The 26,249-nt window shown below is 60.2% G+C and carries 17 protein-coding genes; 9 read left to right on the top strand and 8 right to left on the bottom strand.

All coding sequences use genetic code 11. The features are described 5' to 3' along the window. Positions 1 to 4: 4 nt before the first annotated feature. Both ACR2R1_RS09800 and ACR2R1_RS09795 read right to left on the bottom strand, forming a co-directional pair. On the bottom strand, positions 5 to 1,237 hold the full coding sequence (locus tag ACR2R1_RS09800) for a nucleoside recognition domain-containing protein (protein ID WP_434113905.1): 1,233 nt from the start codon (positions 1,235 to 1,237) through the stop codon (positions 5 to 7). A 257-nt stretch (positions 1,238 to 1,494) separates the two neighbouring features. Beyond that, complete coding sequence (locus ACR2R1_RS09795; protein WP_156880655.1) at positions 1,495 to 3,897, bottom strand: DNA translocase FtsK; 2,403 nt, start codon at positions 3,895 to 3,897, stop codon at positions 1,495 to 1,497. An 84-nt stretch (positions 3,898 to 3,981) separates the two neighbouring features. Here ACR2R1_RS09795 and trxB point away from each other — a divergent pair, with 84 nt between their 5' ends. After that, on the top strand, positions 3,982 to 4,941 hold the full coding sequence (gene trxB, locus ACR2R1_RS09790) for a thioredoxin-disulfide reductase (RefSeq protein WP_156880656.1): 960 nt from the start codon (positions 3,982 to 3,984) through the stop codon (positions 4,939 to 4,941). A 102-nt stretch (positions 4,942 to 5,043) separates the two neighbouring features. Next, positions 5,044 to 5,214 (top strand): rubredoxin, encoded by a 171-nt coding sequence (locus ACR2R1_RS09785; protein ID WP_077729473.1) that lies wholly within the window; start codon positions 5,044 to 5,046, stop codon positions 5,212 to 5,214. A gap of 175 nt (positions 5,215 to 5,389) precedes the next feature. Here the strand turns inward: ACR2R1_RS09785 and ACR2R1_RS09780 are convergent, their stop codons facing one another. Together ACR2R1_RS09780 and ACR2R1_RS09775 are read right to left on the bottom strand one after the other, a co-directional pair. Continuing rightward, on the bottom strand, positions 5,390 to 7,069 hold the full coding sequence (locus ACR2R1_RS09780) for a GTPase (RefSeq protein WP_156880657.1): 1,680 nt from the start codon (positions 7,067 to 7,069) through the stop codon (positions 5,390 to 5,392). Between the two features lie 3 nt (positions 7,070 to 7,072). Further along, positions 7,073 to 8,980, bottom strand: a complete 1,908-nt coding sequence (locus ACR2R1_RS09775; protein WP_156880658.1) for a GTPase domain-containing protein — start codon at positions 8,978 to 8,980, stop codon at positions 7,073 to 7,075. A 414-nt stretch (positions 8,981 to 9,394) separates the two neighbouring features. Between ACR2R1_RS09775 and ACR2R1_RS09770 the strand changes: the two genes are divergently transcribed. The 3 genes from ACR2R1_RS09770 to ACR2R1_RS09760 all read left to right on the top strand — a co-directional run bounded on the left by ACR2R1_RS09770 (position 9,395) and on the right by ACR2R1_RS09760 (position 14,887). Further along, on the top strand, positions 9,395 to 10,846 hold the full coding sequence (locus tag ACR2R1_RS09770) for an alginate export family protein (protein ID WP_156880659.1): 1,452 nt from the start codon (positions 9,395 to 9,397) through the stop codon (positions 10,844 to 10,846). Between the two features lie 262 nt (positions 10,847 to 11,108). Further along, a complete protein-coding gene (locus ACR2R1_RS09765; protein ID WP_210024145.1) occupies positions 11,109 to 13,481 on the top strand; it encodes a tetratricopeptide repeat protein in 2,373 nt (790 codons plus the stop codon). 449 nt (positions 13,482 to 13,930) lie between these two features. Beyond that, positions 13,931 to 14,887, top strand: coding sequence for an IS110 family transposase (locus ACR2R1_RS09760; protein ID WP_434113898.1), 957 nt, complete (start codon positions 13,931 to 13,933; stop codon positions 14,885 to 14,887). A gap of 94 nt (positions 14,888 to 14,981) precedes the next feature. On the opposite strand, the gene ACR2R1_RS09755 is transcribed toward ACR2R1_RS09760, so the two are convergent. Both ACR2R1_RS09755 and ACR2R1_RS09750 read right to left on the bottom strand, forming a co-directional pair. Beyond that, on the bottom strand, positions 14,982 to 16,442 hold the full coding sequence (locus ACR2R1_RS09755) for an arylsulfatase (protein ID WP_077729479.1): 1,461 nt from the start codon (positions 16,440 to 16,442) through the stop codon (positions 14,982 to 14,984). A 173-nt stretch (positions 16,443 to 16,615) separates the two neighbouring features. After that, positions 16,616 to 18,310: a sulfatase-like hydrolase/transferase gene (locus ACR2R1_RS09750; protein WP_086133967.1), complete on the bottom strand. Its 1,695-nt coding sequence runs from the start codon at positions 18,308 to 18,310 to the stop codon at positions 16,616 to 16,618. 251 nt (positions 18,311 to 18,561) lie between these two features. On the opposite strand from ACR2R1_RS09750, the gene ACR2R1_RS09745 reads away from it, so the two are divergent. From ACR2R1_RS09745 to ACR2R1_RS09730, 4 genes are all read left to right on the top strand, one after another. Further along, complete coding sequence (locus ACR2R1_RS09745; protein WP_086133968.1) at positions 18,562 to 21,009, top strand: arylsulfatase; 2,448 nt, start codon at positions 18,562 to 18,564, stop codon at positions 21,007 to 21,009. A gap of 185 nt (positions 21,010 to 21,194) precedes the next feature. Beyond that, entirely contained in the window at positions 21,195 to 22,025 is an 831-nt protein-coding gene (locus ACR2R1_RS09740) for a substrate-binding domain-containing protein (protein WP_434113893.1), read from the top strand. Between the two features lie 128 nt (positions 22,026 to 22,153). Next, positions 22,154 to 22,405 carry a GlsB/YeaQ/YmgE family stress response membrane protein gene (locus tag ACR2R1_RS09735; RefSeq protein WP_205780696.1) on the top strand — a complete coding sequence of 84 codons (252 nt, stop codon included), beginning with the start codon at positions 22,154 to 22,156 and terminating at the stop codon, positions 22,403 to 22,405. 220 nt (positions 22,406 to 22,625) lie between these two features. After that, positions 22,626 to 23,216, top strand: coding sequence for a hypothetical protein (locus tag ACR2R1_RS09730; RefSeq protein WP_434113890.1), 591 nt, complete (start codon positions 22,626 to 22,628; stop codon positions 23,214 to 23,216). Positions 23,217 to 23,466: 250 nt separating this feature from the next. On the opposite strand, the gene ACR2R1_RS09725 is transcribed toward ACR2R1_RS09730, so the two are convergent. Both ACR2R1_RS09725 and ACR2R1_RS09720 read right to left on the bottom strand, forming a co-directional pair. Further along, the gene (locus tag ACR2R1_RS09725; RefSeq protein WP_434113888.1) at positions 23,467 to 24,894 is read right to left on the bottom strand and encodes an amino acid permease; all 1,428 of its coding nucleotides are present in this window, start codon (positions 24,892 to 24,894) and stop codon (positions 23,467 to 23,469) included. A 417-nt stretch (positions 24,895 to 25,311) separates the two neighbouring features. After that, the gene (locus tag ACR2R1_RS09720; protein WP_077729339.1) at positions 25,312 to 25,761 is read right to left on the bottom strand and encodes an SRPBCC family protein; all 450 of its coding nucleotides are present in this window, start codon (positions 25,759 to 25,761) and stop codon (positions 25,312 to 25,314) included. Positions 25,762 to 26,249: the final 488 nt, after the last annotated feature.

The following is a 26,249-nucleotide window of genomic DNA, read 5'->3' as shown; positions in this document are numbered from 1 at the left end:
GTTCTTAACCAAAAAATCGATAGGTAACCGCAATGGCCGCAAGCACCCCGGCCATATCCGCCAGAAGCCCGCAGCCTATTGCATATCTCACGTTTTTGACACCGACCGCTCCGAAATACACCGCCAGCACGTAAAAAGTCGTCTCGGTGCTGCCCTGAATGATGGTGGCGAGTCGTGCCGAAAAGGAATCGACGCCGTAGGCGCGCATGCTGTCCAGCATCATCGCGCGCGCCCCGCTGCCGCTGAACGGCTTGATCAGCGCGGTCGGCAGGGCGTCGACGAAGCGCGCGTCGATCTGGACGGCATCGCAAAGAAAACGTATTCCGGACATGATCGCTTCCAGGAGCCCGCTCGCCCGCAATACGCCGATGGCTACCAGCATCGCCACCAGATAGGGCAGGATGGCGATCGCCGTGTGAAACCCTTCCTTGGCGCCTTCGACGAAGGCTTCGTAAGCGTTGATCCGCTGGCGAACCGCGCCGGCCAGGAACAGGGCTATCAGCGAGAACAGCAGCAGATTGCTGAAAGCCGCCGAGTTCCGCTGCATCTCGTCCTGAGCCAGTCCGCCGAAATAGAGCGCCAGGCCGGCTACCGCCAGAACGAATCCGCCGAAATAAGCCATGATGACCGGATCGCGAAGACCGATGCGCTGCCGCAGGGCGACGCTCGCGAAGCCCACGAACGTGGAGCAGAAGGTCGCCATCAGGATGGGAACCACGACATCCGCCGGATGAGCCGCGCCCATCTGCGCCCTGAACACCAGAATCGACACCGGAAACAAGGTAATGGACGACGCATTGATCACGAAGAACAGGATCTGGGCGTCGCTGGCGGTGTCCGGCTTTGGGTTCAGGCATTGCAGCTCCTGCATGGCCTTGATGCCCAGCGGCGTGGCGGCGTTGTCGAGGCCCAAGACGTTCGCCGAGAGATTCATCACTACCGCCCCCATGGCCGGATGATCCGGCGGAACCTGCGGCATCAGGCGGCGGAGCAAAGGCGTCAGCCCACGGGTAAGCAGCCTGAGAAAGCCGCCGCGCTCGCCGACCCGGAGAATTCCCAGCCAAAACGCCAAGGCGCCGGTCAATCCCAAGGAAATTTCGAAAGCCGCCTTGGCGCTGTCGAACACCGCCTGCATCAGCCGGGCGAAAATCTCGGCATCGTCCAGCCACAGCCACCGGGCCAGTCCGGAAACGAAGGCCGCCAGGAAAAAGCCGACCCAGAGATAGTTCAATAACAAAACGTAAGTATCGTAGGATGGGTAGAGCGAAGCGAAACCCATCGATGGTGGGTTAGGCGCGCATCGCACCGACTCTGGAAAGTTCCTTTGGCGTTTCCGCGCGCCGTAACCCACCGCAACGGAACCCATGAGGCAAAGCCGCGGAACCGGTGGGTTACGGCGCGCGGAAAGCCCAGCTGCGACGGCACGGTTCGTAGCAGTGCGCGCCTAACCCACATTGGAAACATGCATCGGAACGCTGTTTTCGGCCAAATTTGTCAGACGTCCGGCGGCGGCGGAGCCAGGACCTCGCGACTTCCGTTGGTTTCGGCGGGACCTACGACGCCGGCCTTCTCCATGTCCTCGATCATCCGGGCCGCGCGGTTGTAGCCCACCTTGAACCGGCGCTGGACGCTGGAGATGGACGCCTTGCGCGATTCGGTGACGAAGCGCACGGCTTCGTCGTACAGCGCATCCAGCTCTTCTCCGTCTCCGCCGCCGGGGGACTTTGCACCGGAAAAATCGCCGCCATCCTCGGAGAAGCGGGTAATCTCGTCGATGTAATTGGCGCGCCCGGTCCGTTTCAGGAACTCGACGACATTATGCACTTCCTGGTCGGACACGAAGGCGCCGTGCGCCCGCATCGGCAGTCCGGTGCCGGGAGGCAGGTAGAGCATGTCGCCGTTGCCGAGCAAGGCCTCGGCGCCGCCCTGGTCGATGATGGTGCGCGAATCGATGCGCGACGACACCTGGAAGGCGATACGGGTCGGGATGTTGGCCTTGATCAGGCCGGTGAGGACGTCCACGGAAGGCCGCTGGGTGGCCAGAATCAGATGCAGTCCGGCGGCGCGCGCCTTCTGCGCCAGGCGGGCGATCAGTTCCTCGACCTTCTTGCCCACGATCATCATCATGTCCGCCAGTTCGTCGATGACGATGACGACATAGGGCAGGGGCGTTAGGGTAGGGGGCTCTTCGCCCTCCAAGGCTTGATCGGCGGACCACATGGGATCGCGAATCGGTTGACCGGATTCGATGGCCTCGGTGACCTTTTGATTGAACCCCGCGAGATTGCGGACGCCGAGCATGGACATCAGCTTGTATCGCCGCTCCATTTCCGCCACGCACCAGCGCAGGGCGTTGGCGGCTTCCTTCATGTCGGTCACCACCGGCGTCAATAGATGGGGAATGCCCTCGTACACCGAGAGTTCCAGCATCTTGGGATCGATCATGATCAGGCGGATCTCGTCCGGCCGTGCCTTGAACAGCATGCTGAGGATCATGACGTTGACGGCGACCGATTTGCCGGAGCCGGTGGTGCCGGCCACCAGAAGGTGAGGCATGCGGGCCAGATTCGCCACCACCGGCTGGCCGCTGATGTCCTTTCCGAGAACCAGGGTCAGGGGCGAGCCGGAGTGCTGGTAAGGTTCGGACGAAAGCACCGAATGGAGCAGTACGGTTTCGCGCTCCTCGTTGGGGATTTCAAGGCCGATCACGGATTTGCCGGGAATGATTTCCACCACCCGGACGCTGGTGACAGACAAGGCCCGCGCCAGGTCTTTCGCCAGTCCGCTGATCCGGCTCACCTTGACGCCGGCCGCCGGCTGGATTTCGAATCGCGTGATGACGGGGCCGGGATGGACCTCGGTGACCTGGACCTCCACGCCGAAATCCGCGAGGATCGTCTCCACCAGTTGGGACATTTCCTCCAGCGCTGTGTCGGAGTAGCCCCTGACCTTCGGAGCGACATTGTTGAGCAAATCGAGCGGAGGCAGTTCGCCCTCGTTCGGCAAAGGCGTGCTAACCGGCTTCGCAGTTTTTCGGAACCGGAACGGTTCTCTGGGTTCCTTGGGCTCTTTGGTGTCTTTGACTTCCGGGGGCTGAGGTTTGCGTTTGACCGTGGGCTCGATTCGCTTCGGCTTGACCTTATCTCTCGGTGCGTCGATCCTTGGCTCGCTTTCTTCGCGCTGCCGTTCCGGCCGGGATGTTCCGGCAAGCGCTCGGAACGCGGCGAAAAAGCCGTTGGCGACCATCAAGCCGCCTTTCCCCACCGCGTCCAGCAAGCCCAGCCAGGAAAGGCTGGTATAAAGCGAGACGCCCGCCAGAAAAAACGAGATGAGCAATATGGTGGCGCCGGTCGTGCCGAACGCGCCGGTCAATAGTCCGGCCGCTTCCTGGCCCAGGATGCCGCCGCTGGTCACGGGAAGAGGAAACGGCAGACGCAGTACGTGAATATCGGCCAAAGCGGAGCCTGCCGCCATCGCGGTCCCGAAACCGAACCAGCGAAACAGGTAGTTCGCGGCGCCGGAGGGTTCTTTCGAGGCGGGGCCTTTGTAGATAGCGTAGCCGTAACCGGACAGCAAAAAAGGAAACAGGAAAGCCGGTATTCCGAACAGGGAAAGGGAGAAATCCGCGAGCCAGGCCCCGACCGCGCCACCGCCGTTGGCGATGGGATGGCCCGTGCCAGTATGCGACCAGCCCGGATCACTCGAGTCGAAAGTCATCAGGGAGATCAGGAAAAACAACGAAATAGCCAGGTAAATCAAAAAGGCTGCTTCGCGCAGCCCTCTGACCAGTACCGAGCCCAGATCCTGACCGATCGTGAGCTTTTTGTAAAACTGCGACAAAATTCTCACCAAATCAAATAAATAAATGACCGGGGTATTGTTCAAAATCGGCGTCATTTAATCAAGAGCCGGGGTTTACGCCCCAAAAACTTATCGTCATACTTGGTATTTTGTTGTTGCGATAACCCAACCGAGGAGCACATGACCGAACAAAAACATTGCCGGTTGTTGATCTTGGGATCCGGTCCGGCTGGATACAGCGCCGCCATATATGCGGCGCGCGCCAATCTGAACCCGGTCCTCGTCACCGGTATCCAAATGGGCGGACAATTGACCACGACCACCGAGGTGGACAATTGGCCCGGCGACCCCGAGGGACTGCTAGGGCCCGATCTCATGGAGCGCATGCGCCGTCACGCCGAACGCTTCGAGACCGAAATCATCTTCGATCACATTCATACGGCCGATCTGTCGTCCAGGCCGTTCCGGCTGAGCGGCGATTCCGGCGTATATACTTGCGATGCCCTGATCATCGCCACGGGTGCTTCCGCCCGCTATCTGGGCCTGCCGTCGGAGGAAGCGTTCAAGGGCAGAGGCGTATCGGCGTGTGCGACCTGCGACGGATTTTTCTATCGGAACAAGCCCGTGGCGGTCATCGGCGGCGGAAATACGGCGGTGGAAGAGGCCCTTTATCTCGCCAACATCGCATCCCATGTCACCGTCGTGCATCGGCGCGATAAGTTTAGATCGGAAAAGATTCTTTCGGAAAAACTGCTGGAACGTGCGCGATCCGGCAACGTGACCATCGAGTGGAATCATGTGGTGGACGAAGTGCTGGGCGACGACTCGGGGGTCACCGGATTGCGCATCAAGAGCGCACAGGACGGCTCGTCCAAGGATTTGACGCTGGATGGCGTCTTCATCGCAATCGGCCATACGCCCAATACCGAAATATTCGCCGGGCAATTGGAGATGCGCGACGGTTACATCATCGTTAAGAGCGGGCTCGAAGGCAATGCGACGGCGACCAGCGTGCCGGGCGTATTCGCCGCCGGCGATGTAGCCGATCCCGTTTACCGCCAGGCGGTCACGTCTGCCGGTTCGGGATGCATGGCGGCGCTGGATGCCGAGAAATACCTGGACGGTATCGGAGGCGGCTGATCGCCGTCTCGCTTAACTCTTGAAAAAAATGCGAGCGGCCGGACACGTCGGCTGCCCGCAGGATTGCTCGAATAAGAAGATCAATTAATGGAGCCGTTATCCATGTCCCAATATCGAAAGTTCATTTGTTCCGCTTGCGGTTATGTTTACGACGAGGAACTGGGCGATCCCGATTCCGGTATCGCGCCCGGCACGCGTTGGGAAGACATTCCGGACGATTGGGTATGTCCCGAATGCGGGGTGGACAAAAGTTACTTCGATGCCATGGAGTAAGCCGGGCGAACTCGGGCACTTCGTCGGCAAAGGACTGTCGACCTACGAGTTAGCTGTAGTAGGTCGGGAATCCTTTCCCGACATGACGAGGCGGGAAACATGACGGGTCGTCGGCAACGGATTGCCGACCTACAACCTTCCCGATCCACACTGCTAAACCTTGATGAACAACGTTCTAGCCGACGGTCTTCTGGCGCTTTCGGACGGATGCCGGAAGAACCCGTTCCAGCAGTTTCGACCCCTGAACGGCTTCGGGAACTTGGGCTGGCGACGAAAGGCTGGCGATCCGGCGGCCTTCTTCCATCAAGGCCTGTCGCTCTTGCTCCATCTCGCGGAGTAACTCCGCCACCCGGTCGCCGCTCAGATCCAAAGCCAGCCCGATGCCGTCTCGCAGTCCCTTGATCGCGGTGCGTTCGGCCGAAGGCTTCAGCTTTCGATAAAGAAAATAGGGCAGCAGCCAGGACAGGGCGATGAGCAATACGCTGTGTATCGCGAAATCGGTTCCCAGATAGCCCAGGTGGTAAAGCGCGCTTTCGTAATAGCCTTTGACGACTTGGTAGGAAACCCAGCCGATCGCGATCAGCGGTAGGAAAACCGTCAGAAAGCCGGAAAGTTTCAGGAAGAAACGTTGCAGCGCGTTTCCCGGATTGGCCAGCGCCAGCCGCAGCGACCGCTGCCCCTCCGAGAGAACGGTGCGGCCCACTCCGCCCGCCAACTGGTCCAGCCGCGTCTTGAGCGGGACGACGGCAAGCCCCCGTTCGCCGGCTTCGACGATCAAATGATCCAGCGCGTCCCGATACCGGCTTTCCGCCCAGTCATCCCACAAGATCGATTCGGGCGGCGCTTTTTCGGATCGGGGTTTCTCGTCGGGAGATTTGGTCAAATCGATGCGCCGGCGGAGCAAGCTGGTTTCATGGGTGACGAACGCGCGGGAGACCTCTTGGATCGGCCATTCCAAGCCCTTCATCAAATCATCGCACGTTTCCTGCCAGATCCCGGACCAATTCGGTTCCAGGCCGGCGTAACCGTCGCGGTTGCCGAGTTTTTCGAGACAGTCGTGCAAAGCGTCCCGAAGCGCATCGAGGCGCAAGGTTTCCGCCCGCATCTCCAACTGATGGATGACATGGCGGTCGGCCATGTCCTGGAGGATGGCCTGCAAAGTCTCGAAATCGTCGGGTTTTCGCTCTCCTTCGATTTCGCGGCTGTCGGTTCGGAGCAAGATGGGATTCCTGAAACCGGCCTTGGTCAGCAGTTTAGCGAAATCTTCGATCTGAGCGGGGTGGCCGTGGTCCCACTGGTTCATGACGAACAGCCAGGCGTGCTCGCCGCCGTGGGCCTGCAGCAGGCGCCAGCCTTTATCGTCGCGATAGCGCTCGGGGCTGACCACGTAAATCAAAACATCGATGTGAGGCAGCCAGTCCAGCACGAGTTCCCGGTTGCTCTGTTCGATGCTGTCGATGTCGGGCATGTCGATCCAGAGGATTTGCCGGCGCCGGTCATCGTGGTGATAGGCCGTGCGCACCCGGTCGATGGGAAAGTTCTTCGGGAGGTGTTGGATTTTCACCGAATCGTGGAGATAAAGGGACACCTCCCTAGAAGTAGGGCGCTCGACGCCGGTTCGGGCGATACCCTGGCCGGCAAGCCGGTTCAGCAGGGTGCTCTTGCCGACGCCGGTCCCGCCGAAAAAAGCCGCAACCAAGGGGCGGTGTGCGCCGGCTTCGAACAGGGCCGCCGGCGTTCCGATGTCCACTTCGTTGAGGGCGTGGATGTCCCCTGATGTCAGCCATCCTTCGGCTTGGGCTTTTTCCGCCCAGCCCTTTGCAGTCGTCAGCAGTTGTTCGAAGGGTATTTGCATGGCTTAAACCAGTTGCGCTTCGGCCGACTCGATGGCCTCGGGGGAAATGTTGAACTGACGGGAGGTGTCCATCTGCCCCGGTAGACCGTTCAAATAGGCATGAACGGTTCTGTCGAATAATGCTTCCACGGCTTTGAACTGCTTCTGCTTGAGGTCGGCCGCCGCTTTGCTCATGTAACGCCCCAGCGCACTCTCGGCGAGCATGGTCGTCAGCGAGAGCATGGCCGGTGCGATGATGAAATCCTGCACGCCGATGCCGCCGGTATGCAGGGCCACGGCCAGTGCTGCAGCGTCGGTGGTGACGCGGGTGGCCCTGAGGCCATTCAAGACTGCGGGATGTTCCCGCAGGCGATCGTACAGACTGTGCGCGGTTTTCTCGATCTCCGGTTGAAACGCCCGAATATATTGGTCGACAGCCAATTCGTAGCGGTTCGTCAGGACCGGTCTCGTGGTTTTGAGCAGTCCTGCCATCTCTTTCCACCAGGCTTGCCGGGACGGATCGTCGTCGCGTTTCAGAAGAATGGTTTCGCTGATGCGTATGAACAGGTGTTCGGCGGCTTGGTGCAGGATCGCAGCCTCGCCGCTGATGCTCTGCTGGCGACGGCCGCCGACGGCCTGGCCGAGTTTTACGATCTGCCGCACCGGCCAGGTCACGATCTTGCGTGCCGTGAGCAGCGTGCCCGCGAGGCCTGGAATTTCCAGCAGCGTCAGGAGTTCTGCCAGCGCTCGCTGGAATGTCTCGTAATGGTGGGGATGGTTGAGATAATCCCGCTTGTAAAGATTCAGGCTGTCGCGGACGGCCTCATCGACCAAGCTGTGCCATTCGATCTTGAGGCTGTGCTCGGCCTTGACCGGCGCCAGCCAGTCGCGCCAATGAACCTGGACAAAATGCTTCGCATTCTTCGCGTGCCGCTCGCGACGGACTTCCCGGATCGCCCGATCTACGGCGCCGAGAAGTTGTGTGCGCTCGCTGTGCAGCAGGGCAAAGTCGTCGACCTGAATGTTTTCCAGATAAGGGACGGTAATGATGGGCGGAGGCGGGTCCCGCCGGGCGTTTCGCCACTTCTCTTGGAGCGATCCGACCAAAGTCTGGTAGGACGTTTTCTCGATTTTATTCAAGCAGATCACGGTCGGCTGAGACAACGGCTCCAATAGATCGATCAGTTCCCAGACCGACAAGTCGGCGTACTTGTCCTTGCTCAATATTAGCAAGACCACGTCGGCCAAGGCCGCCACGCGCAGGACGGCTTGCCGGTACTCTTCGGCATCGACGGAATCGAAATCCGGCGTATCCCAGAGTACGGACCCGCTCAAGGCATGACGCGCATCGGCTGCGGTCTCCAGTAGCGCGAAGCAGTCGTAGCGGTCGGACGGAAGCACATCCCGAGGGCAGCGCTGGTATTGCCGGAAATAGCCGTCGATCCATTCCACGCGGTCGGGCGGGAGATTGATGCAAAACCCCTGCGGATGAACGGTAAAACCGGCGAGCGGACTGACTTCGGCAAGCTTCTTCTCGAGCAGCCAGTTGATGACCGAGCTTTTTCCCGCTTGCGTGGGGCCTAAAACGGCAATCTGTAGCGGATGATCCTTCCTCGACCGATTCAATTCTCCCTTTTCCAGTACCGCCTCGCCGAAGCTTATGGATTGCAAGTTTCTTCGCAATTCGAGGAAGCGTGCCTCATCGTCCGGCGGGACGTGCTTCGAGACACTTTCATAGCTCTGCTTCAAGCGGCGGATAAAGGAAAGCATGGTCTGGGGAGCTAAAGAGACATCCACGTTGCTGAAAGGCAGATTGTACACGATGGCATTGCGCACGCGCTGGTCCTGAAATTGGAAGGCGCTACCTTCCCGATTGCTGGAGGACATGGGCTGTGTCAGGAAATTGTAGTTCTGTTGGTGAAAGCGTTGCATGTCCACACTATTTTGGCCGAGGAAAACTGTAAGAGTTCGGCTGGTTTCGCGTGGAGACGCATCTCTAAGAAGCTGTCTTCAAACTACTGCGCGCCGCCATGCCGGCGTTGCTCAAGGGCTCAAAATGCTGATGAAAAACATCCCTGTTTTTCACTCACCACATCCCTGGGGCTCGCCCTGCGGGCCAGCCTAACGGCTGTTCCCTCCGCGGGTCCCGTGGCTTCGGGTCGCCCTTTCGCGCCTTGGCCTGACGTCGCTCGTGACGTTTGAAGACCGCTTCTAAGCATTCGATTTTACACGTTATTTCGGCGCTGCTCCGATGTTGGTCGTATTGCATCTTTATGTTGTAATTTCATAACAAATTTTGTGCTGGGGCCATTCGTGAAGAGAAGCATAAAAATAGCATGCGGCGTTGTGCTGATCGCAGCATCCCTTCAAGGTCAGGCTGCCGTCGATCAAAAAGAGGAGAAGCCGAAGACGGGCGGTCGTCCGCCGTTCAGTTGCTTCGGCAGCCAAATGAACGATTATTTGGCCGGTGTGGTGCCGGCGCGCCCCGCTCATAATGCGCACGATATGTTGGGTTTGCCGGGCTGGTTGAACTTCAGCATAGAGCATCGCACCCGCTATGAAGTACTGGACGGACAATTCCGCGCCGGAGCCTCGGGCGGCGACCAGCAGATTCCTATGCAAACTTGTGTGTTTCTGGAGGCGAATTTCGAGCCTTTCAGAATCGGCGCAGAATTTTTGGATGCACGGGAATACGGGGCCGACGAAGGCTCGACGCTCAATAACACCCATGTCAACGAAGCGGACTTTTTACAGATCTACGGCGCCTGGTCCGACGAGGACGTGCTGGATTCGGGACTCGGAATGGAAGTCAAGGCGGGACGGCAGACCATGAATTTGGGCAGCCGCCGTCTGGTCGCCCGCAACGTTTTCCGCAATACCATCAATGCCTTTACCGGCGTGACGTTCCGATTGAGGGATGGCGAGGGGAAATGGCAACTGCGCGCTTTCGCCACTCAGCCGGTCAACCGGCTACCCACCAGCCAGGCCGATCTGCTGGAGGGGGTACACGAATTCGACGAGGAAGAATACCGTACCTATTTCTCCGGCCTGTTCTTCGAGGCCTCCGACTTGATTTGGGGCATCAACGGTGAGGCCTACTTATTCCACTTGCACGAAGAGGACCGGCCCAACGGCGCCACCACCAACCGCCGTTTGTTCACGCCCGGCGTGCGCTTAATCAGGCCGCCGCGAAAAGGACAATGGGACATGCAGGTGGAGACCATCGCCCAGGTCGGCGAATCTCGGGCGACGACCGGCCGCAACGACACGCGGGATCTGTCCCATGAAGCCTGGTATCAACACGCCTCCTTGGGCTATACCTTCGATATGCCCTGGTCGCCCCGGTTCTTAGCCCAGTACGACTACGCCACGGGCGATGAAAATCCCAACGACGGCAAGAACCAGCGTTTCGACACGCTATACGGGGCGCGCAGGTTCGAGTTCGGTCCCACCGGGATTTTCGGCGCCTTCGCCCGCAGCAATATCAATTCGCCCGGTTACCGGCTTTTCGTCAATCCGCGCAGCGATTTGTCGGCGTTCGTGTCCCACCGGATGTTCTGGCTCGCATCGGACAAGGATCAATGGACGCCGGCGAGACTACAGGATAGAACCGGCCGCTCCGGCGATTTCATCGGCCATCTGGTGGAAGTCTCGGCGCGCTGGGATGCGTTTTCCAACGTGTCGTTCGAATCCGGCTGGGCGCGCCTGATCAAAGGCGAATTTGCGAAAGATGCTCCGAACGCGCCGGATCCAAAGGACGTGGATTACTTTTACGTACAAACTTTGCTGCGGTTCTAATCCGACGCGTTTGTCGGCTACGGATTGTTTAGCTACGACATCGTATTCGGGTCTATCTCTCGGTCCATGGAAGCCTTGTGCGGAGCGCCCCCCGCTCTAAAATCATTGGTGCGGCGGTCTAACTGACCGTTAAGGAACGGCAATCATAGTGGAGCAAGGAATGCGAAAACGGAGCGACAAACACCGATCAGGCCGGAATGGCCAATCCCACCGAACCCAGTCCCCCGGTCGAACGGTCAAGAACGGATCTTTGATATCCCCAATGAAACCGCGACGCGCGATGTTTCTGCGGGCGCTGGCCGTCGCTGGCACAGTCGCGGTGATCGGCATTGCGCTTTGGCAGGGACGGCCCGAGCAAACCGTTCCGGAACGCTCGAGGAAAACCGTGGAGAAGGCCGTTGCGCCGGCGCCGACTTACGTCGGGGAACAGGTCTGCGCGGATTGCCATCAGGAAGAGAATCGGCTCTGGCGGGGCTCTCATCACGAGCTGGCCATGCGTCCCGCCAGCGAAGAGACGGTTGCCGGCGACTTCGACAATGCCTCGTTCACCTATGCCGGGGCGACTACCATCTTTTTTCGCCGCGATGGCCGCTTCATGGTTCGCACCGACGGACCCGACGGGCAGCTTTGCGACTATGAAATCCGGTACACCTTCGGCGCGACGCCGCTGCAGCAATATCTGATTCCGCTGCCGGGCGGCCGCCTGCAGGCATTAGGGATCGCCTGGGACACCCGGCCCAAGGCGGAAGGCGGGCAGCGCTGGTTTCACCTCTACCCGGATCAGAACGTGACCCATAGCCATCCGCTGCACTGGACCGGCCTAAACCAGAACTGGAACTACATGTGCGCGGAGTGCCATTCGACGAACGTGAAGAAGAATTACGAGCTCAAGGCGCGGCACTATTCGACCACGTTCTCGGAAGTCAACGTGTCTTGCGAAGCCTGTCACGGCCCCGGTTCGAATCACGTCGCGTGGGCAAAGAAGGAAGGCGACGGACAGCACCACGACGATGGGAGCAAGGGTTTGGTCATTGCGCTCAACGAGCGCAAGTCCGTTCAATGGATGCCGAATCCGGAAAGCGGCAATGCCGTGCGCTCGGCGCCGCGTCGGTCTACGCGGGAAATCGAAATATGCGCTCGCTGCCATTCGCGGCGTGGTCCGATTTCCGAAGACTATGGTCATGGTCGTCCGCTGGGCGACACCCATCGGTTGGCGCTGCTGGAGGACGGTCTTTATTACCCGGATGGGCAGATGCGCGACGAGGTGTATGTCTACGGCTCGTTTCTGCAGAGCAAGATGTTTCGGCACGGTGTGACCTGTAGCGATTGTCACGAGCCGCACAGCCTTGGGTTGCGTGCTCCCGAGGGCGAGGTGTGTCTCCAGTGCCATGAGGCTGAGAAGTACGAAAGCCCCAAGCACCATTTTCATCCGCTGAATTCCCGCGGCGCGGACTGCATCGAATGCCATATGCCGGCGACGACCTACATGATCGTCGATCCGCGACACGATCATGGCTTTCGCGTGCCGCGGCCGGATCTGTCCGTCAAATTGGGAACGCCGAACGCCTGCAACCGATGCCATGCAGACCATTCGCCCGCTTGGGCGGCGAAGCGGGTAGAGCAGTGGTACGGGCATACGCCCGAGGGCTATCAGCGATATGCCGAAATACTGCACGACGGTTCCACGGGAGCGCCCGGCGTGGTCGAGCGCTTGCTCGGCCTCGCCGAGGATAAAAGTCAGCCGGCGATCGCCAGGGCGAGTGCGCTGGCTCGCCTGGACCGTGTTCCGAATCCTCGCTCCCTCTCGGTAATCGGCAGGCAGTTGCGCGACGACGACCCGCTGGTTCGCGAGGCGGCGGCCGGTGCGTTGGAAGGCGCGGAACCACAAACCCGTTTCCGGTTTCTGGCAGATTTACTCCGGGACCGGGTCCGCGCTGTGCGCATCGAGGCGGCACGGGTGCTGGCCGATGTTCCGGCGGAACACCTGATGTCCGAACAGCGGACTGCGTTGACTCGGGGTATCGCCGAATACATGGCGGCACAGCGGCTCAATGCGGATCGTCCTGAAGCGCACCTCAATCTCGCGCAGGTGCATGCGGCCCAGCGCCGGTTCGATCGGGCCGAGGCGGCCTTGCGCACCGCTCTGGAGCAGGACCCGGGCTTCGTGCCGGCATCGGTCAACCTGGCGGATCTTTATCGCGCGCTGGGCCGCGATACGGAGGGGGAATCGGTGTTGCGGGAGGCGTTGCGACGCAGTCCCGAAAGCGCCGCCCTGCACCATGCGGTCGGATTGCTGCGGGTGCGCCAGAAGCGCATGTCCGAAGCCTTGGCGGAGTTGAAACTGGCGGTTAGCTTCGACCGCGGCAACGCCCGCTATGCCTACGTCTATGGCGTAGCCCTGAACGGCGTCGGGCAGGCGCAAAAGGCCATTGCGATGCTTCAGAGCGCACTCCGGCAACACCCTTTCGATCGGGATTTGCTTTTTGCGCTCGCGAGCATCTACCGAGACAACGGGCAGCCGCACAAAGCGCTCTCCTACGCGCGGACTCTCGCCGAATTGGAACCCGAGAATCCGGAGAGGGCAGCCCTGGTAGCGGAGCTCCAAGAACAGGGGCGGCGCAAGTCGAGGGATTGAGCGGTGGCTTGTTTTTACACACTTTAGGAATATATCGAGACGCTTCCGTCGGCAAAGGATTGCCGACCTACGCCGCTGGTGGAGGTGTTGCGAAAACAGGTTCAACCAAAGCCGAGCGATTGATCTGCGGCCTGTGACTACACACTTGGAAAATGTTTAGTGTTGTCGTCGGCAAGGGATTGCCGACCTTATATCTCGATTCTGGATTCCACAAGAGGCAGAATCTCCGACTGATCATCGGACCCAGACGCTGGGCAAGACGTTGCCGACCTTGGGCCTGAAGCCCGCGCCGTAGATCGTCCCCCAGCGTCCCTTCCTCGCCATAGAGTTCGAACGGTATCGTAGGGCTGCCTTGGGCAACACCCTGGATGGATAAGGCTGAACCCGGCAGGAGCGGTTTCGATCGGTCAGCACTTTGCCCCATCGTCAACGCAGACCAAGGAGACCCTATGACATTCAGCCCCATCGGTATCGACATCGCCAAAGCCAAGTTCGACGCCGCCGCGCTACGCAACGGCAAGTACAAAACCAAGGTCTTCCAGAACACGCCCGAAGGGTTTAGGGCGTTTCTGGCCTGGCTGCAAGCCTTCCCGACGCCCCACGTGTGCCTGGAGGCCACCGGCCGCTATGGTGAGGGCTTGGCCCTGTTCCTGGTCGACCACGGCCTCGCCGTCAGCGTGGTCAACCCCGCCCAAATCCACGCCTTCGGCCAAGCCGAACTGAGCCGCACCAAGACCGATAAAAGCGATGCCAAGCGCATCGCCCGCTTCTGTCTCAGCCAACGGCCGCTGCTCTGGCAGCCGCCTCCGCCGGCCGTGCGCCCATTACAAGCCTTAGTGCGTCGGCTCGAGAGCCTCCTCGAGATGCGGCAGATGGAAAAAAACCGCCTGGACGGGGCCGACCCCACCGTACGCCCCTCCATCGAAGCCGTGCTCGCCACCCTCGACGCCGAGATCGCCGCTACCCAACAACGCATCCGCGAGCACATCGACCACGATCCGGACCTCCGCCAACGGCGTGACCTGCTCGACACCATCCCCGGTTTGGGCGACGCCACCATCCCGGTGCTGCTGGCCGCCCTGGGCGACGTTCACCGCTTCGAAAACGCGCGCAGCGTCGCCGCCTTTGCGGGCCTCTCGCCCAAAGAGCACCAGTCCGGGAAGTGGAAAGGCCACACCCGCCTGTCCAAGACCGGCGATGCCTTGCTCCGCAAGGCCCTTTACCTGCCGGCCATCGTCGCCCGGCGCCATAACCCACTGATCCGGGCCTTCTGCGAGCGCCTTAAAGCCCAAGGCAAGAACGGCAAACTCATCGTCGGCGCCGCCATGCGCAAGCTCCTCGTCCTGGCCTACGGCGTCCTTAAGTCCGGCCGACCGTTCGATCCCAATCATGGGCTTGCATCGTGATTTCTAAGACGGTATCTACAATCGCTGAGTAGGTCGGCAATCCCTTGCCGACAAATGCGCCTCTTCGTGCGCATTCGAGGCCCTCCCAGCCGAATTACCTCGATACTCCCCCCAAGGCGCATGAGGGAGGCGGTTTGTAGGAGTCCAGGGAGCCCACCGGCACGTTCGGACACTGTTCGACGCTGCGTCGGAAATCGGTCGTGATGGTGTTCGCATAAAAGATCCAGGTGTTGTAGGGCTCGGCGGCCTGCCGCTCTTCCCGCGGATCGCGGGTCAGGTCGACTACCTTCGGCGCGGTCGAGAAGCGCTCGACCGGACTGTATTTCGTCTCCTGCCAGGCGTAGTGGATTTTCCAGTTCCGCCACTTCACCGCCCTCAGGTCGTCGCCCACATAGATCACGAAACCCTCGCGGCCGGAGTCTTCCCGTTTTCCCAGAAAGAAATCGGCCATGTCGATGCCGTCGATGGGGCGGTCATCGGGAACCTTGGCTCCGGCGAACGCCGCCAGCGTCGGGAAGATATCCACCAGGTGCACGATCGCGTTGTTGACGGCGCCGGCAGGCACTTTGCCCGGCCAACGCATGATGAAGGGCACCCGTATGCCGCCCTCCATCGCCGTGACGTAGGTGCCGGCCCAAGGTCCGCTCCAGCCGCTGAATTGGCCGTCTCCGGCATCGGGGTCCTCCACCCCGTTATCGGAGGCGAAGATCACCACCGTGTCGTCCTCGACGCCGAGTTCGGTGAGGGCATCGAGCATTCGGCCGACGTAGTGGTCGGTCTGCACCAGCATATCCGCATAGTCGCCGTGGCCGCTCTTTCCCGCGAAGTCGGGATGCGGGAGAGTGGGATAATGGGTCGCCGTGAGCGGCACATACGCGAAGAACGGCTTTCCGCTTCTGACGTTGCGTTTCATGAAATCGATCGCCCGCCGGGTGAGTTCGGCGTCGATCAGCCGGCGCTCGTTCAGATCGTAGAGCTTGACCCGCTGAGGCTCGCTTCCCTTGCGGCCCTCCATGATCCAGGGCTGGTCGGCTTCCGGAACCTGGGCGTCCGCCGGGACCGAATACTCCTGAAGCACTTCAGGCGTCGTCCAGACGGCTTCGTCGGTACTGTTGGGGATGCCGTACCATTCGTCGAACCCCTGATCGGTCGGCCAGCGTCCGGGCGTGCGGCCGAGGTGCCACTTGCCGAAGGCGCCGGTGGCGTATCCGGCGTCGGACAGCGCCTCGGCAAGAGTCACCTCCCATGGCACGAGGCCGTAGAAGGAAGTCCCGATCGGCACATTCTGCGCGCCGCTGCGGACGGCGAGCCGCCCGGTCATCAGCGCCGCGCGGCTCGGCGTGCACTGGGCCTCGGCGTTGAAATTCTCGAGCCGCATGCCTTCCGCGGCGAGCTGGTCGATCCGCGGAGACGGCGCCCCGCGCAGCGCTCCGCCGCCATAAGCGCCCCAGTCCCCCCAGCCGGTGTTATCGGTGAGAATCAGCAGAACGTTCGGCTGGGCGGCCTGTGCCTCCGCGCAGATGAGGGGCTGGAGCAGAGCAAGGCAAAACGCCATCAGCAGCGGTCGCCTTGTGAGTGGAAACGTGTGGCGTTCAATCATTCGATGCCTCTTATCGGTCGTAGGGCGGCGCCGTTCATCCCCTCGAGAGTGTGGCCGCGACGCCGCCCGTATCGGGAAAAGACCGATCCCGCCGCATTGTGGCGGGACGCTTCACTATCGAGCCACCTTCAGAAGCCTATCTTGATGTTGGGCGGGTACTTTTCCAGGACGGCTTCGTAGCGTTCGGCTTCCTGGCTTATCACCGTCGTGACGGGGAGGTGCCTGATGCCTTCGCCGACATCTTCGCCCGGGTTGGTGTAGAGATTGACGACCGCGCCTCCGGGGATCGTTTCGACGATGGCACCGGTGAACCCGCCCGTATAGCCCCGGTCGAAGACCGCCTGCTCGAGCTCGACGACCATATACATTTTGAATTCATCGAGGCGAATCGCGGACATTTGATCACCGAGGGTATAGATGATACTGCGGCGATTCGATTCGCCCTCGTCGGCCAGCAGGAACGAGGTCTGGTCGATGCCGTCGATATAGTACCCGGTCGCGGGCACGTACTTGGCCACCTCGGCGCCGGGCGCTCCGGCCAGAGATGCCGCGGTGTTGAAGAGGTCGGTCAGATCGAACAAGCCGTCCGAGATTCTGGGCTTGATCACCCCTTTCCAGTAGGCGAAAGTCGGTACCCGTACGCCGCCTTCCCAGGTCGAGCCCTTGCAGCCGCGGAACGGGGTGCGGCCGTGGGGCGGCACTTCGCATTCGGGTCCGTTGTCGGAGCTCAGGATAATCAGCGTGTTTTCGATTTGCCCACTGTCCTCCAGGGCCTTGTACAAGCGGGCCAAAACATCGTCCATTTCCACCATGCAGTCGCTGTAGACGGTGCGCGCCGGGGACTTGCCCGCGTACTCCTCGTTGGGATAGTTGTCGAAGTGACAGCCTCGGGGCGCATGATAGAGGAACCAGGGCTGGTCGTTGTCGGCTCTATCCCGGATGAATTTTTCGCTGTAGGCGGCCCAGTCCTGATCCAGGTTCTTGATCGTCGTCAGGTTGATCTCGTAGGTGTTTTCGCACTGTTTCTGACCCTTCACGCAGTGCACGTTGTTGCGGTTGAAGGGCAGTTTTTCCATCATCTCGGTCCGCGAAGGACTCAGGGCGATTTCCGGGTTGAAGTACACGTCCCGCCACTCTGTGTACATGTCCGACACCGACAGGAAGCCGTAATAGTCGTCGTAACCCACATTTTGAGGCAGGGACCCTTCGTTCTCGCCCATGTGCCACTTGCCCACGCCCTGGGTGAAATAACCCAAATCGTCGAGCACGTCGGCGATAGTCACCGCCCCGTCCAGTCCGCCGGGTTCGGCGTACAGGGCCGGCCGCAAGAGCCCGTGGTGCAGGGGGTTCTGACCGGTATGAATGCTCGCTCGGGTCGGGGTGCAACTCGGCGTCGAATAGGCCGAGGTCAGGATCAGACCTTCCCGGGCCAGCTTGTCCATGTTCGGGGTGGGGTTGCCGACCGCGGTGCCGCCGCCGTTGAACCCTGGGTCCATCCAGCCCACGTCGTCCATCAGGAAAATAAGGATATTCGGCTTCTTACCGAATTTCTGTTCCAGTTCGTCGAGCTTCTGCCGGGCTTCCCGCTCCTGGTCGGCGTGCGGGATCACCGGTTCCATGTTTTCCGCGATGCTTTCCGCCTGAACGTGAAGGTATTGGTTGGGATGGTCGTACCCCGGGGCGTCGGTTTGGCCCGTGGTCGATCCGCGGGTAATGTCTGCGGCAGTCGCAGCCCCGGCAGTCAGCATCACGCTCGCCGCGAACGCGCATGTCAGCACGATCGAGTTGCCGCCGCTGGGACGTGGTGGTTTCCTACCGTACATGCTGTGCCTCCTTGTCGGCGTGTCATGCTCGTTCGACTCTCTCGCCGCTCAAGAACGATCGAGAGCCAGCCGACGATGCGCAAGATAACGCCTATTTGACAAGGGACGCGGACAACGATTCACATTTGAATCACGTTGTCGAACTTCGAAGGCGAAATCATCCTTGAGAGGAACGCACAGGATCGTTCTTCCGAGGCAATTCCTGTCTAATTGAGGAAGGAAAGGAAGCGAAACCACGAAAGGAGATCGAAATGGACGCACCCCGTTTTCAGAAGCGGCGCTTGGGCATGTTCCCCTGGTTGCCGTTCAGGGTGATCATACTGCTGGCGTTCTCGCTTGCCGCCGCATGGGCAGAGGGCCCGCGCGGCACGGTGCTGCCCGCGCCGGAGCCTGCCTTCAAGGGCAAGATCGGACGCACTTACAAGGACTCTCAGCCGGACAAGATTCCGGTTGTCAAAGCGCCGGCCGGTGCTCCGAACGTCCTGGTGGTTTTGATCGACGATTCCGGGTTCGGCCAGTGGGGCACCTTCGGCGGGCAGATTCCGACGCCCAATCTCGACCGGCTGGCGAAGGCCGGGCTAAGCTACACGCGTTTCCACACCACGGCTCTCTGTTCGCCCACCCGCGCGGCTCTTCTGACCGGACGCAATCACCACTCGGTCGGTACCGGCACGATCACGGAGACCGGCACCGCCTATCCCGGCTACACCGGCCAGATTCCCAAGAGCGCCGCGATGGTCTCCGAGATTCTGCGCCAGAACGGCTATAGCACCGCGTTCTTCGGCAAGAACCACAATGTCCCGGACTGGGAGACCAGCGTATCGGGCCCCTATGACCGCTGGCCGGGACTGCAAGGCTTCGATCATTTTTACGGCTTCCTCGGCGGAGAGGCCAACCAGTGGGCGCCGGCGCTCTACCGCGACCATCAGCGGGTGGAGATGCAGGTTCCGAAGGGCCGAGAAGGGCGCTACACGCTCAACGACGCGCTGGCGGACGAGGCCATCGACTACATCTTTCAGCAACAGTCGGTCACGCCCGACCGGCCGTTCTTCGTCTATTACGCTCCGGGCGCGACGCACGCCCCACATCATGTGCCGAAGGAGTGGCTCGACAAGTTCAAGGGACAGTTCGACCAGGGCTGGGACAAGTACCGCGAAGAGACCTATCAGCGCCAGCTCAAGCTGGGCGTGATCCCGCCGGATACCAAGCTCACACCCAGGCCGAAGGAAATACCGGCCTACGACTCGCTGACGCCCGACCAGAAGCGGGTGGCCGCGCGGCTGATGGAAGCCTTCGCGGCCTACACCGCCCAGACCGACTACGAGGTGGGCCGCGTGCTCGACGCCATCGAGCAGGTCGGCCAGTTGCACAATACCGTCGTCTTCTGGATCATCGGCGATAACGGCGCCTCCATGGAAGGCACTCTCTACGGCGCTTTCAACGAAATGGCGGCCATCGGCGGTTTATCCGAAGATCCGGCTTTGCTGGTGCAGCACCTGGACGAAATCGGCGGGCCCAACGCTTACAACCATTACCCGGTGGGCTGGGCCTGGGCGATGAACACGCCGTTTCAATGGGGCAAGCAGGTCGCCTCGCACCTGGGCGGCGTACGCAATCCGATGGTGGTTGCCTGGCCGGATCGCATCAAGGACAAAGGCGGCATTCGCACGCAATTCCACCACGTCATCGACATCGTGCCGACCATTTTGGAAGCGGCCAAGATCCCGATACCCACGGAGGTGAACGGCGTCAAGCAGAAGCCGATGGAAGGCGTCAGCATGCTGTACGGCTTCGATAATGCGAACGCAAAAGGCACGCGGCAGGTACAGTATTTCGAAATGTTCGGCAACCGGGCGCTGTACAGGAACGGCTGGATCGCCGCCGCCCGTCACGGCCGGCTGCCGTGGACCACCGGGACCTTCGATTTCGACGAGGATCAATGGGAACTTTACGACCTGGATCGCGATTTCAGCGAAGCCGACGATCTGGCCGCGAAACATCCCGACAAGCTCAAGAAGCTTCAGGACGAGTTTTGGGTGCAAGCCAAGAAGTTCCAGGTTCTCCCACTGGACGATCGCTTGACCGAGCGTACCGATCCCGGCTTGCGGCCCAGCCTGATCGAGGGACGGACACGGTTCACCTACTACCCGGGCGGTGTGCGCATTCCGGAAGGCTCGGCCGCTCCGGTCAAGAACCGCTCGCACATCATTACGGCAGAGATAGAAGTGCCCCAGGGCGGAGCGGACGGCGTACTCGTTGCCGAGGGCGGCGTGGTGGGAGGCTTCGCCCTCTACGTCAAGGACGGACGGCCGGTTTACGAGTACAACTACGTCACCCAGGCCCGTTACAGCGTAACCGGCTCGGAGCCGCTGTCTCCGGGACCGAATACCATACGCATGGAGTTCCGCTACGACGGTGGCGGCATAGGCAAGGGCGGCACGGCGGCGCTTTTCGTCAACGACAAGAAGGCCGGCGAAGGCCGGATCGAACATACCACCTGGGGACGTTTTTCCGCCGACGAAACCTTCGACATCGGCGAAGACTCGGGATCTCCGGTAAGCGCCGCCTACGCTTCGCCCAATCGGTTCACCGGCACCTTGAAGAAGGTGGAAATCGATGTTCAGCCCGCGAACCTGAGCGCCGACGATCGGGAAAGACTCCGAAGCATGGCGTCAAAGGCGAGGCAAGTCATGGACTAAGGGCCGGGGAAGGCGGGTCTTGCGATACCCACCCTCGGGGAACGTCATTTGGTCGTTTCAGGCTGGGCGATATTCGTCTGACTTTTGCGTTTTCGCGATGATGAGCAAAAATAGCCGGGACGTGGATGGTGCTCGTCCATGAATTTACCTACGTTTCCGATCGGCTCTTCAAAAAAGGATTCAACATGCTAAGAAATCGTCTTGTTGTTCTCGGCCTGATCGCCTCGGTTGTTTTTACCCCCCTGGCCCTGGCCGAACAGGTGCTGAAAATGGCGACCACGACGAGTACCGAGAACACGGGGCTCTTGCCGGTGCTTAATGCGCCGTTCGAGAAAAAGCACACGGCCAGGATAGACGTGATCGCCGTAGGCAGCGGCAAGGCGATGAAACTGGGCGAAAGCGGCGATGTCGACATCGTCTTCGTGCACGACCCCGATGCGGAAGAGAAATTCATGGCGGCGGGAAACGGTGTCGACCGCAAGCCCGTGATGCACAACGACTTTGTCGTCGTCGGCCCGGAAACGGATCCCGCCGGTGTCAGGAACGCAAAGACCGCGGACGAAGCTTTCAAGAAAATCGCCGCGGCCAAGGCGGGCTTCGTTTCCCGCGGCGACGAATCGGGAACCCATGTCAAGGAAAAGACTCTTTGGCGGAAAGCGGGGCTGCGGCCGGAAGGCGAATGGTATCTTTCGGTAGGGCAGGGCATGGGAGCCGTGCTGCGCATGGCCGACGACAAGGCGTATTACGCGCTGACCGACCGGGGAACCTTTCTCGCGGGCAAGGACAAATTGACCGTGAAGCTTCTATTCGAGGGAGATCCGGCGCTGTTCAATCCCTATCATGTCATGGCCGTAAATCCGAAGAAGCATAAACACGTGAATTACGAGCTGGCCAAGAAATACATCGACTACGTCACGGGCACGGAGGGGCAAAAAACCATTGCCGACTTCAAAGTCGCCGATCAGCCGTTGTTTTACCCGGACGCGATCTCGAACGCAGAAAAATCGAAGAAATAGTTCGGAGGAACCAAAACCCTGAAAATGTGCCCAATTTAGAGGATTATCCGAATCCGGATACCGATATCGCGGGAACAGTTGCGCCACTGATGTTCCCGATTTTGTTATCGTAACAGGGAGATATCGATATGTTGCTTTGGATTATTTTCGGCGGGATCGCCGGCTGGGTAGCAAGCCTGATCGTCGGTCGGGGAGACGAGATGGGAATGCTGGGTAATATCGCCGTGGGTATCATAGGCGCCTTTCTCGGCGGCTGGATTGCCGACCGTTTGGGATTCGGAGGAAAGCCGGGTGTGGAGCGTCCGACATCTTTGATAAGCTTCGCGACAGCGGTGCTCGGCGCCGTTATTTTATTGGCCATTCTCAATGCCTTGATTTAGTGCGGTGTTCCGGAGAATCCGGTGTGTTTTGCCCGCCGATCGTAGGCGGTGGAGTTCTCCAGGACGATGTCGTTTTGGGGCGAGTACGAGAAACGGCTAAGGCGATCGCTGCAACCGGAAGTCTTGATGGTTCCGAAGGCGGTGTAAACCGCTGAGCGAGGCAAAGGCCTCATGCCCGAATAGAGAGGCAGACTCGCATAGATTTTCGCGGGGGATGATAGTGAACAATTGGTCAGTGAAGGCTTTGGGGGGATTTCTCGTCATATGGGGGTTTTCCTGCCCGGCCACGGCTCAGAAGTTCGGTCCGGTGCCGGACGTTGACGAAGGATCCGAAGAAGTGGAATCGGCTACTCTCAACGACGTCGATCTCGAATTCAGCGAGGACGAGCGGGTGAGGCTGAAGGAGCTGAGAGCATGGCTGCATCAGCGTAGTCGCGAAAGAGCGCGAGCCGCGGCGTTAAGTTCCGGAGACGTGGATGAAGCAAGCCGATTTGATTCGAGTGCCACATACCGAACGGTGCGCCCGCCGCAGCTCCTGCACGATGCACGAAACTGGCAAGGCCGGCCCAGGCTGCATATCGGTCGGGTACCCGACGATCGAGTGCGCGGCAGCTACGAGCCTCTCGATCCGAAAACCATCGTTTCTCCACGGCGGCAACCGACTCTAGACGCGGCCTCCGGGCGTCAAGCCGGCACTGCGGCGCCGCTGGAAACCAAGGCCAAAAAAAGCCGCGTCAGGCTGGTCTGGACCGCCGATGTGGCCCGGCACAAATCCGATTCATCCCCATCCTCCTCCAACGGCCGCCGCTGACATTGGCGCAGTTCTCGATCGGACCGGCTTGTCTATCTCTGGCTATGGCAGGCTAGAGCATTTTCCGATTCGGTGTCAGAGAGCCCGATAGGTAGGTCGGCAATCCCTTCCCAATCGCAAACGGCCGTCCTGGGAGCGCCAGGACGCCCCTTCCCACAAAGTCCTTTGCCGAGCCGATAAGTCGGCAAGGGATTGCCGACCTACGTTCTTCCCGCCCGACACGAAGCCGTACACCGGGATGAAAAACGCTCTAGATCTCGCTAGTCTGCGCTTCGTCCGCTTTCGCGAGCTTGCTGTGGCGTACCGAGTAGACGAAATAGACGATCAGCCCGATACCGAGCCAGATTATGAACCGGTACCAGGTGGTTGTCGGAAGAAAAACCATCAGTGCTCCGCACGAGAGGACGCCGAGTATCGGGAGCACGGGGTTGGCCGGTGTCTTGAAAGGACGGTGCATGCCGGGGTCGGTGATGCGGAGAATCATGACGCCGAGGCAGACGAGTACGAATGCGAACAGCGTACCGATGTTAACCAGTTCGGCAAGTTCGCTCAGCGGCACGAAACCCGCTACGGATGCGATCAGAAAGCCGCACAGGATGATGACTCTCACCGGCGTTTGGGTTTTCCGGTTGACGGTCGAAAACCACGGAGACAGGAGACCGTCGCGGGCCATCGCGAAAATGATCCGGGTGAGCGCGTAATAGAGCACAAGCATGACCGTGGTCAGCCCGGCAATGACGCCAGTCGCCACCAGTGCGGACGCCCAGTTCAAACCCAACAGCTGGAGCGCGTGGGCCACGGGAGAGGACACGTTGAGTTCCGTGTAGGGAACAACCGCGGTCAGCAGGCCGGCGACCAGGATATATATCAAGGTACAGAAAGCCAGCGCCGTCACGATGCCGACCGGCACGTCCTTTTTCGGGTTGCGCGCTTCTTCGGTGGCGGTCGAGACGGCATCGAACCCGACATAGGCGAAGAAAACGATGGACGCTCCCGCGAAAATGCCGATCGGTTTGCCCTCGGCCGTGTGGTCGAACCAGCCGAAAGGCATGAAGGGCTGCCAGTTGGCCGGATCGACGTTGAACAGCGCGACCGAGACGAATATGCCTATGGTCAGCAGCTTGATGAAAACCATCAGCGAATTGAGCCGGGCGCTTTCCTTGACCCCGATGATCAGCAGGATCATGAGAATCAGCACGATGCCGGCCGCCGGAAGATTGATGATGCCGCCCAGCTCCGGCGCATGGGTCAGGTAATCGGGCAGCGGCAAACCGATGGCGGTCAAGGCGTTGTTGAAATAGCCGGACCAGCCGTTGGCCACGGCGGCTACCGAGAGCCCGTATTCCAAGATCAGGTCCCAGCCGATGATCCAGGCTGTCAGCTCGCCGAACGCTGCATAGCTGTATCCGTAGGCGCTGCCGCATCCGCCGACGCTCGAGGCTAGCTCGGCATAGGCCAGCGCGGCGAAGGTGCAGGCGAGACCGGCGATCACGAAGGAAATGATTACCGCGGGCCCCGCCTGAGTCGCGGCGGCAATGCCGGTCAGTACGAAGATTCCGGTACCGATGATGGCGCCGATGCCGAGGAGAGTCAGATCCATCGCTCCGAGGCAGCGTCTCAGTCCACTGTCCTGGAAGTCGTCCGTGGTAGTTCTTTTGGTGCGGAAAATCTGCATCATCGAATTCTCGCGGGCTGGTTTTATTAAAGGAATTATGCCTGATAAATCCGACCGATGACGATTTCTGCCGTCCAGCGAGCGGGAAATCTCGATTGGAGCGGAGGGCCGCCCCGCACGCGGTTGTCGTGACCCAACCTGTCGTTGATCGACAATCCCTTGCCGACAAATGCGTCCGTTCGCCGGGAACGGCCAAGCATTCTCGCCCCGCCCTCCCCAAACTCCTTATTCGGCCAAACAGGAGGGCGAATTGGGGAGGACGTAGCGAGAGGGGACAAAGCGGGTTTGGAATGGAGAGCGCTTCGTCTCGGCTTGCTTGGACTGCGCTCCTTTGGTTTTCAGTCAAAAGGCGATGGCCGATCGGGACTTGAAAGATGACGCGGCAAGCCGTGTTCCGCAGCCATCTCTCGGAGCCTCGCTTTAGTGGATTTCACCGCGCCAGGCGCCGGTTTCGTGTCCCCGTGACTCGAGAAAGTCCCTGAAGTTCTCCAGGTCCTCTTCCACGTTGGAAGACACCATTCCGAGCATATCGCCGACCTTCTCCATCGTGGTCTCGGGTTGATATTCGATATCCACGCTGACACGGGTGCGGTCGCCGCCCACCGGCTCGAAACTCACTATCCCGTGGTTCTCCGGTCCGGCCGTGGTACGCCATGCGATGCGCTGATCCGGTACCTGCTCGACGATTTCGGTGTCCCATTCCTTGTGTTTTCCGCCGATCTCGGCATGCCAATGCACATGGCTATCGTCGATCTGGCGCACCTCCACGATGTTCTCCATGAAACTGGGAAAATCCTCGAACTGGGTCCACTGGTTATACGCAACTCTTACCGGCACGTTGACCTCTATGGATTTGTGCACGCTTGCCATTTCACACTCCTTCGGATCTGGTCTATTCGGTTTGTCCGGAATGCACCGGTCGAACGATGCATGGGTTCAATAAGTCGTTACCGATGGTGCCCAAAACGCCGCAATCGCCGCCGTTCGATCACTCATCAGCTCAAAAATTAGACACCGGGCGATTGGCACGGTTCGAAAGGAATCCAGAAGCCAAGGGCGGCGTATGCCCGGATCACATCCGTGTGTTTTGGATACCGGCATCCAGAACAAAGATCTGCAATTCGGTCCGACGCCATCCTTGGCCTCTTCGGCCAGTTTTCCACAGAACGCCGAATCTTCGGGAAAACCGCTTCGGTCATCGCGTATCAGTCTTATCAGGCCGAGTTCGTAAGCTTTTTCTGACTTGACGCGGGCAACAAGAACAATTCAGCATTCCGGCGCTTAACAGGATGGCGAAAAACTCTGACTGGTGCGCCGGGCGTCAACGGCGTGACCATATGAATGCCCGTCCGGCTTAC

Origin of the sequence: Methylocaldum sp. GT1TLB, from assembly GCF_051027445.1 — a bacterium.
Lineage (GTDB): Bacteria > Pseudomonadota > Gammaproteobacteria > Methylococcales > Methylococcaceae > Methylocaldum.
The sequence above is the reverse complement of the archived record's forward strand: the minus strand, read 5'-3'. Positions and strand labels throughout refer to the sequence as shown.

Coding starts and splice junctions, on each gene's coding strand:
- ACR2R1_RS09745 (WP_086133968.1), top strand. CDS start 18,562: ATGGACGCACCCCGTTTTCAGAAGCGGCGCTTGGGCATGTTCCCCTGG.
- ACR2R1_RS09760 (WP_434113898.1), top strand. CDS start 13,931: ATGACATTCAGCCCCATCGGTATCGACATCGCCAAAGCCAAGTTCGAC.
- ACR2R1_RS09795 (WP_156880655.1), bottom strand. CDS start 3,897: ATGACGCCGATTTTGAACAATACCCCGGTCATTTATTTATTTGATTTG.
- ACR2R1_RS09720 (WP_077729339.1), bottom strand. CDS start 25,761: ATGGCAAGCGTGCACAAATCCATAGAGGTCAACGTGCCGGTAAGAGTT.
- ACR2R1_RS09785 (WP_077729473.1), top strand. CDS start 5,044: ATGTCCCAATATCGAAAGTTCATTTGTTCCGCTTGCGGTTATGTTTAC.
- ACR2R1_RS09755 (WP_077729479.1), bottom strand. CDS start 16,442: ATGGCGTTTTGCCTTGCTCTGCTCCAGCCCCTCATCTGCGCGGAGGCA.
- ACR2R1_RS09780 (WP_156880657.1), bottom strand. CDS start 7,069: ATGCAAATACCCTTCGAACAACTGCTGACGACTGCAAAGGGCTGGGCG.
- ACR2R1_RS09775 (WP_156880658.1), bottom strand. CDS start 8,980: ATGCAACGCTTTCACCAACAGAACTACAATTTCCTGACACAGCCCATG.
- ACR2R1_RS09740 (WP_434113893.1), top strand. CDS start 21,195: ATGCTAAGAAATCGTCTTGTTGTTCTCGGCCTGATCGCCTCGGTTGTT.
- ACR2R1_RS09765 (WP_210024145.1), top strand. CDS start 11,109: ATGAAACCGCGACGCGCGATGTTTCTGCGGGCGCTGGCCGTCGCTGGC.
- ACR2R1_RS09735 (WP_205780696.1), top strand. CDS start 22,154: ATGTTGCTTTGGATTATTTTCGGCGGGATCGCCGGCTGGGTAGCAAGC.
- trxB (WP_156880656.1), top strand. CDS start 3,982: ATGACCGAACAAAAACATTGCCGGTTGTTGATCTTGGGATCCGGTCCG.
- ACR2R1_RS09750 (WP_086133967.1), bottom strand. CDS start 18,310: ATGTACGGTAGGAAACCACCACGTCCCAGCGGCGGCAACTCGATCGTG.
- ACR2R1_RS09725 (WP_434113888.1), bottom strand. CDS start 24,894: ATGATGCAGATTTTCCGCACCAAAAGAACTACCACGGACGACTTCCAG.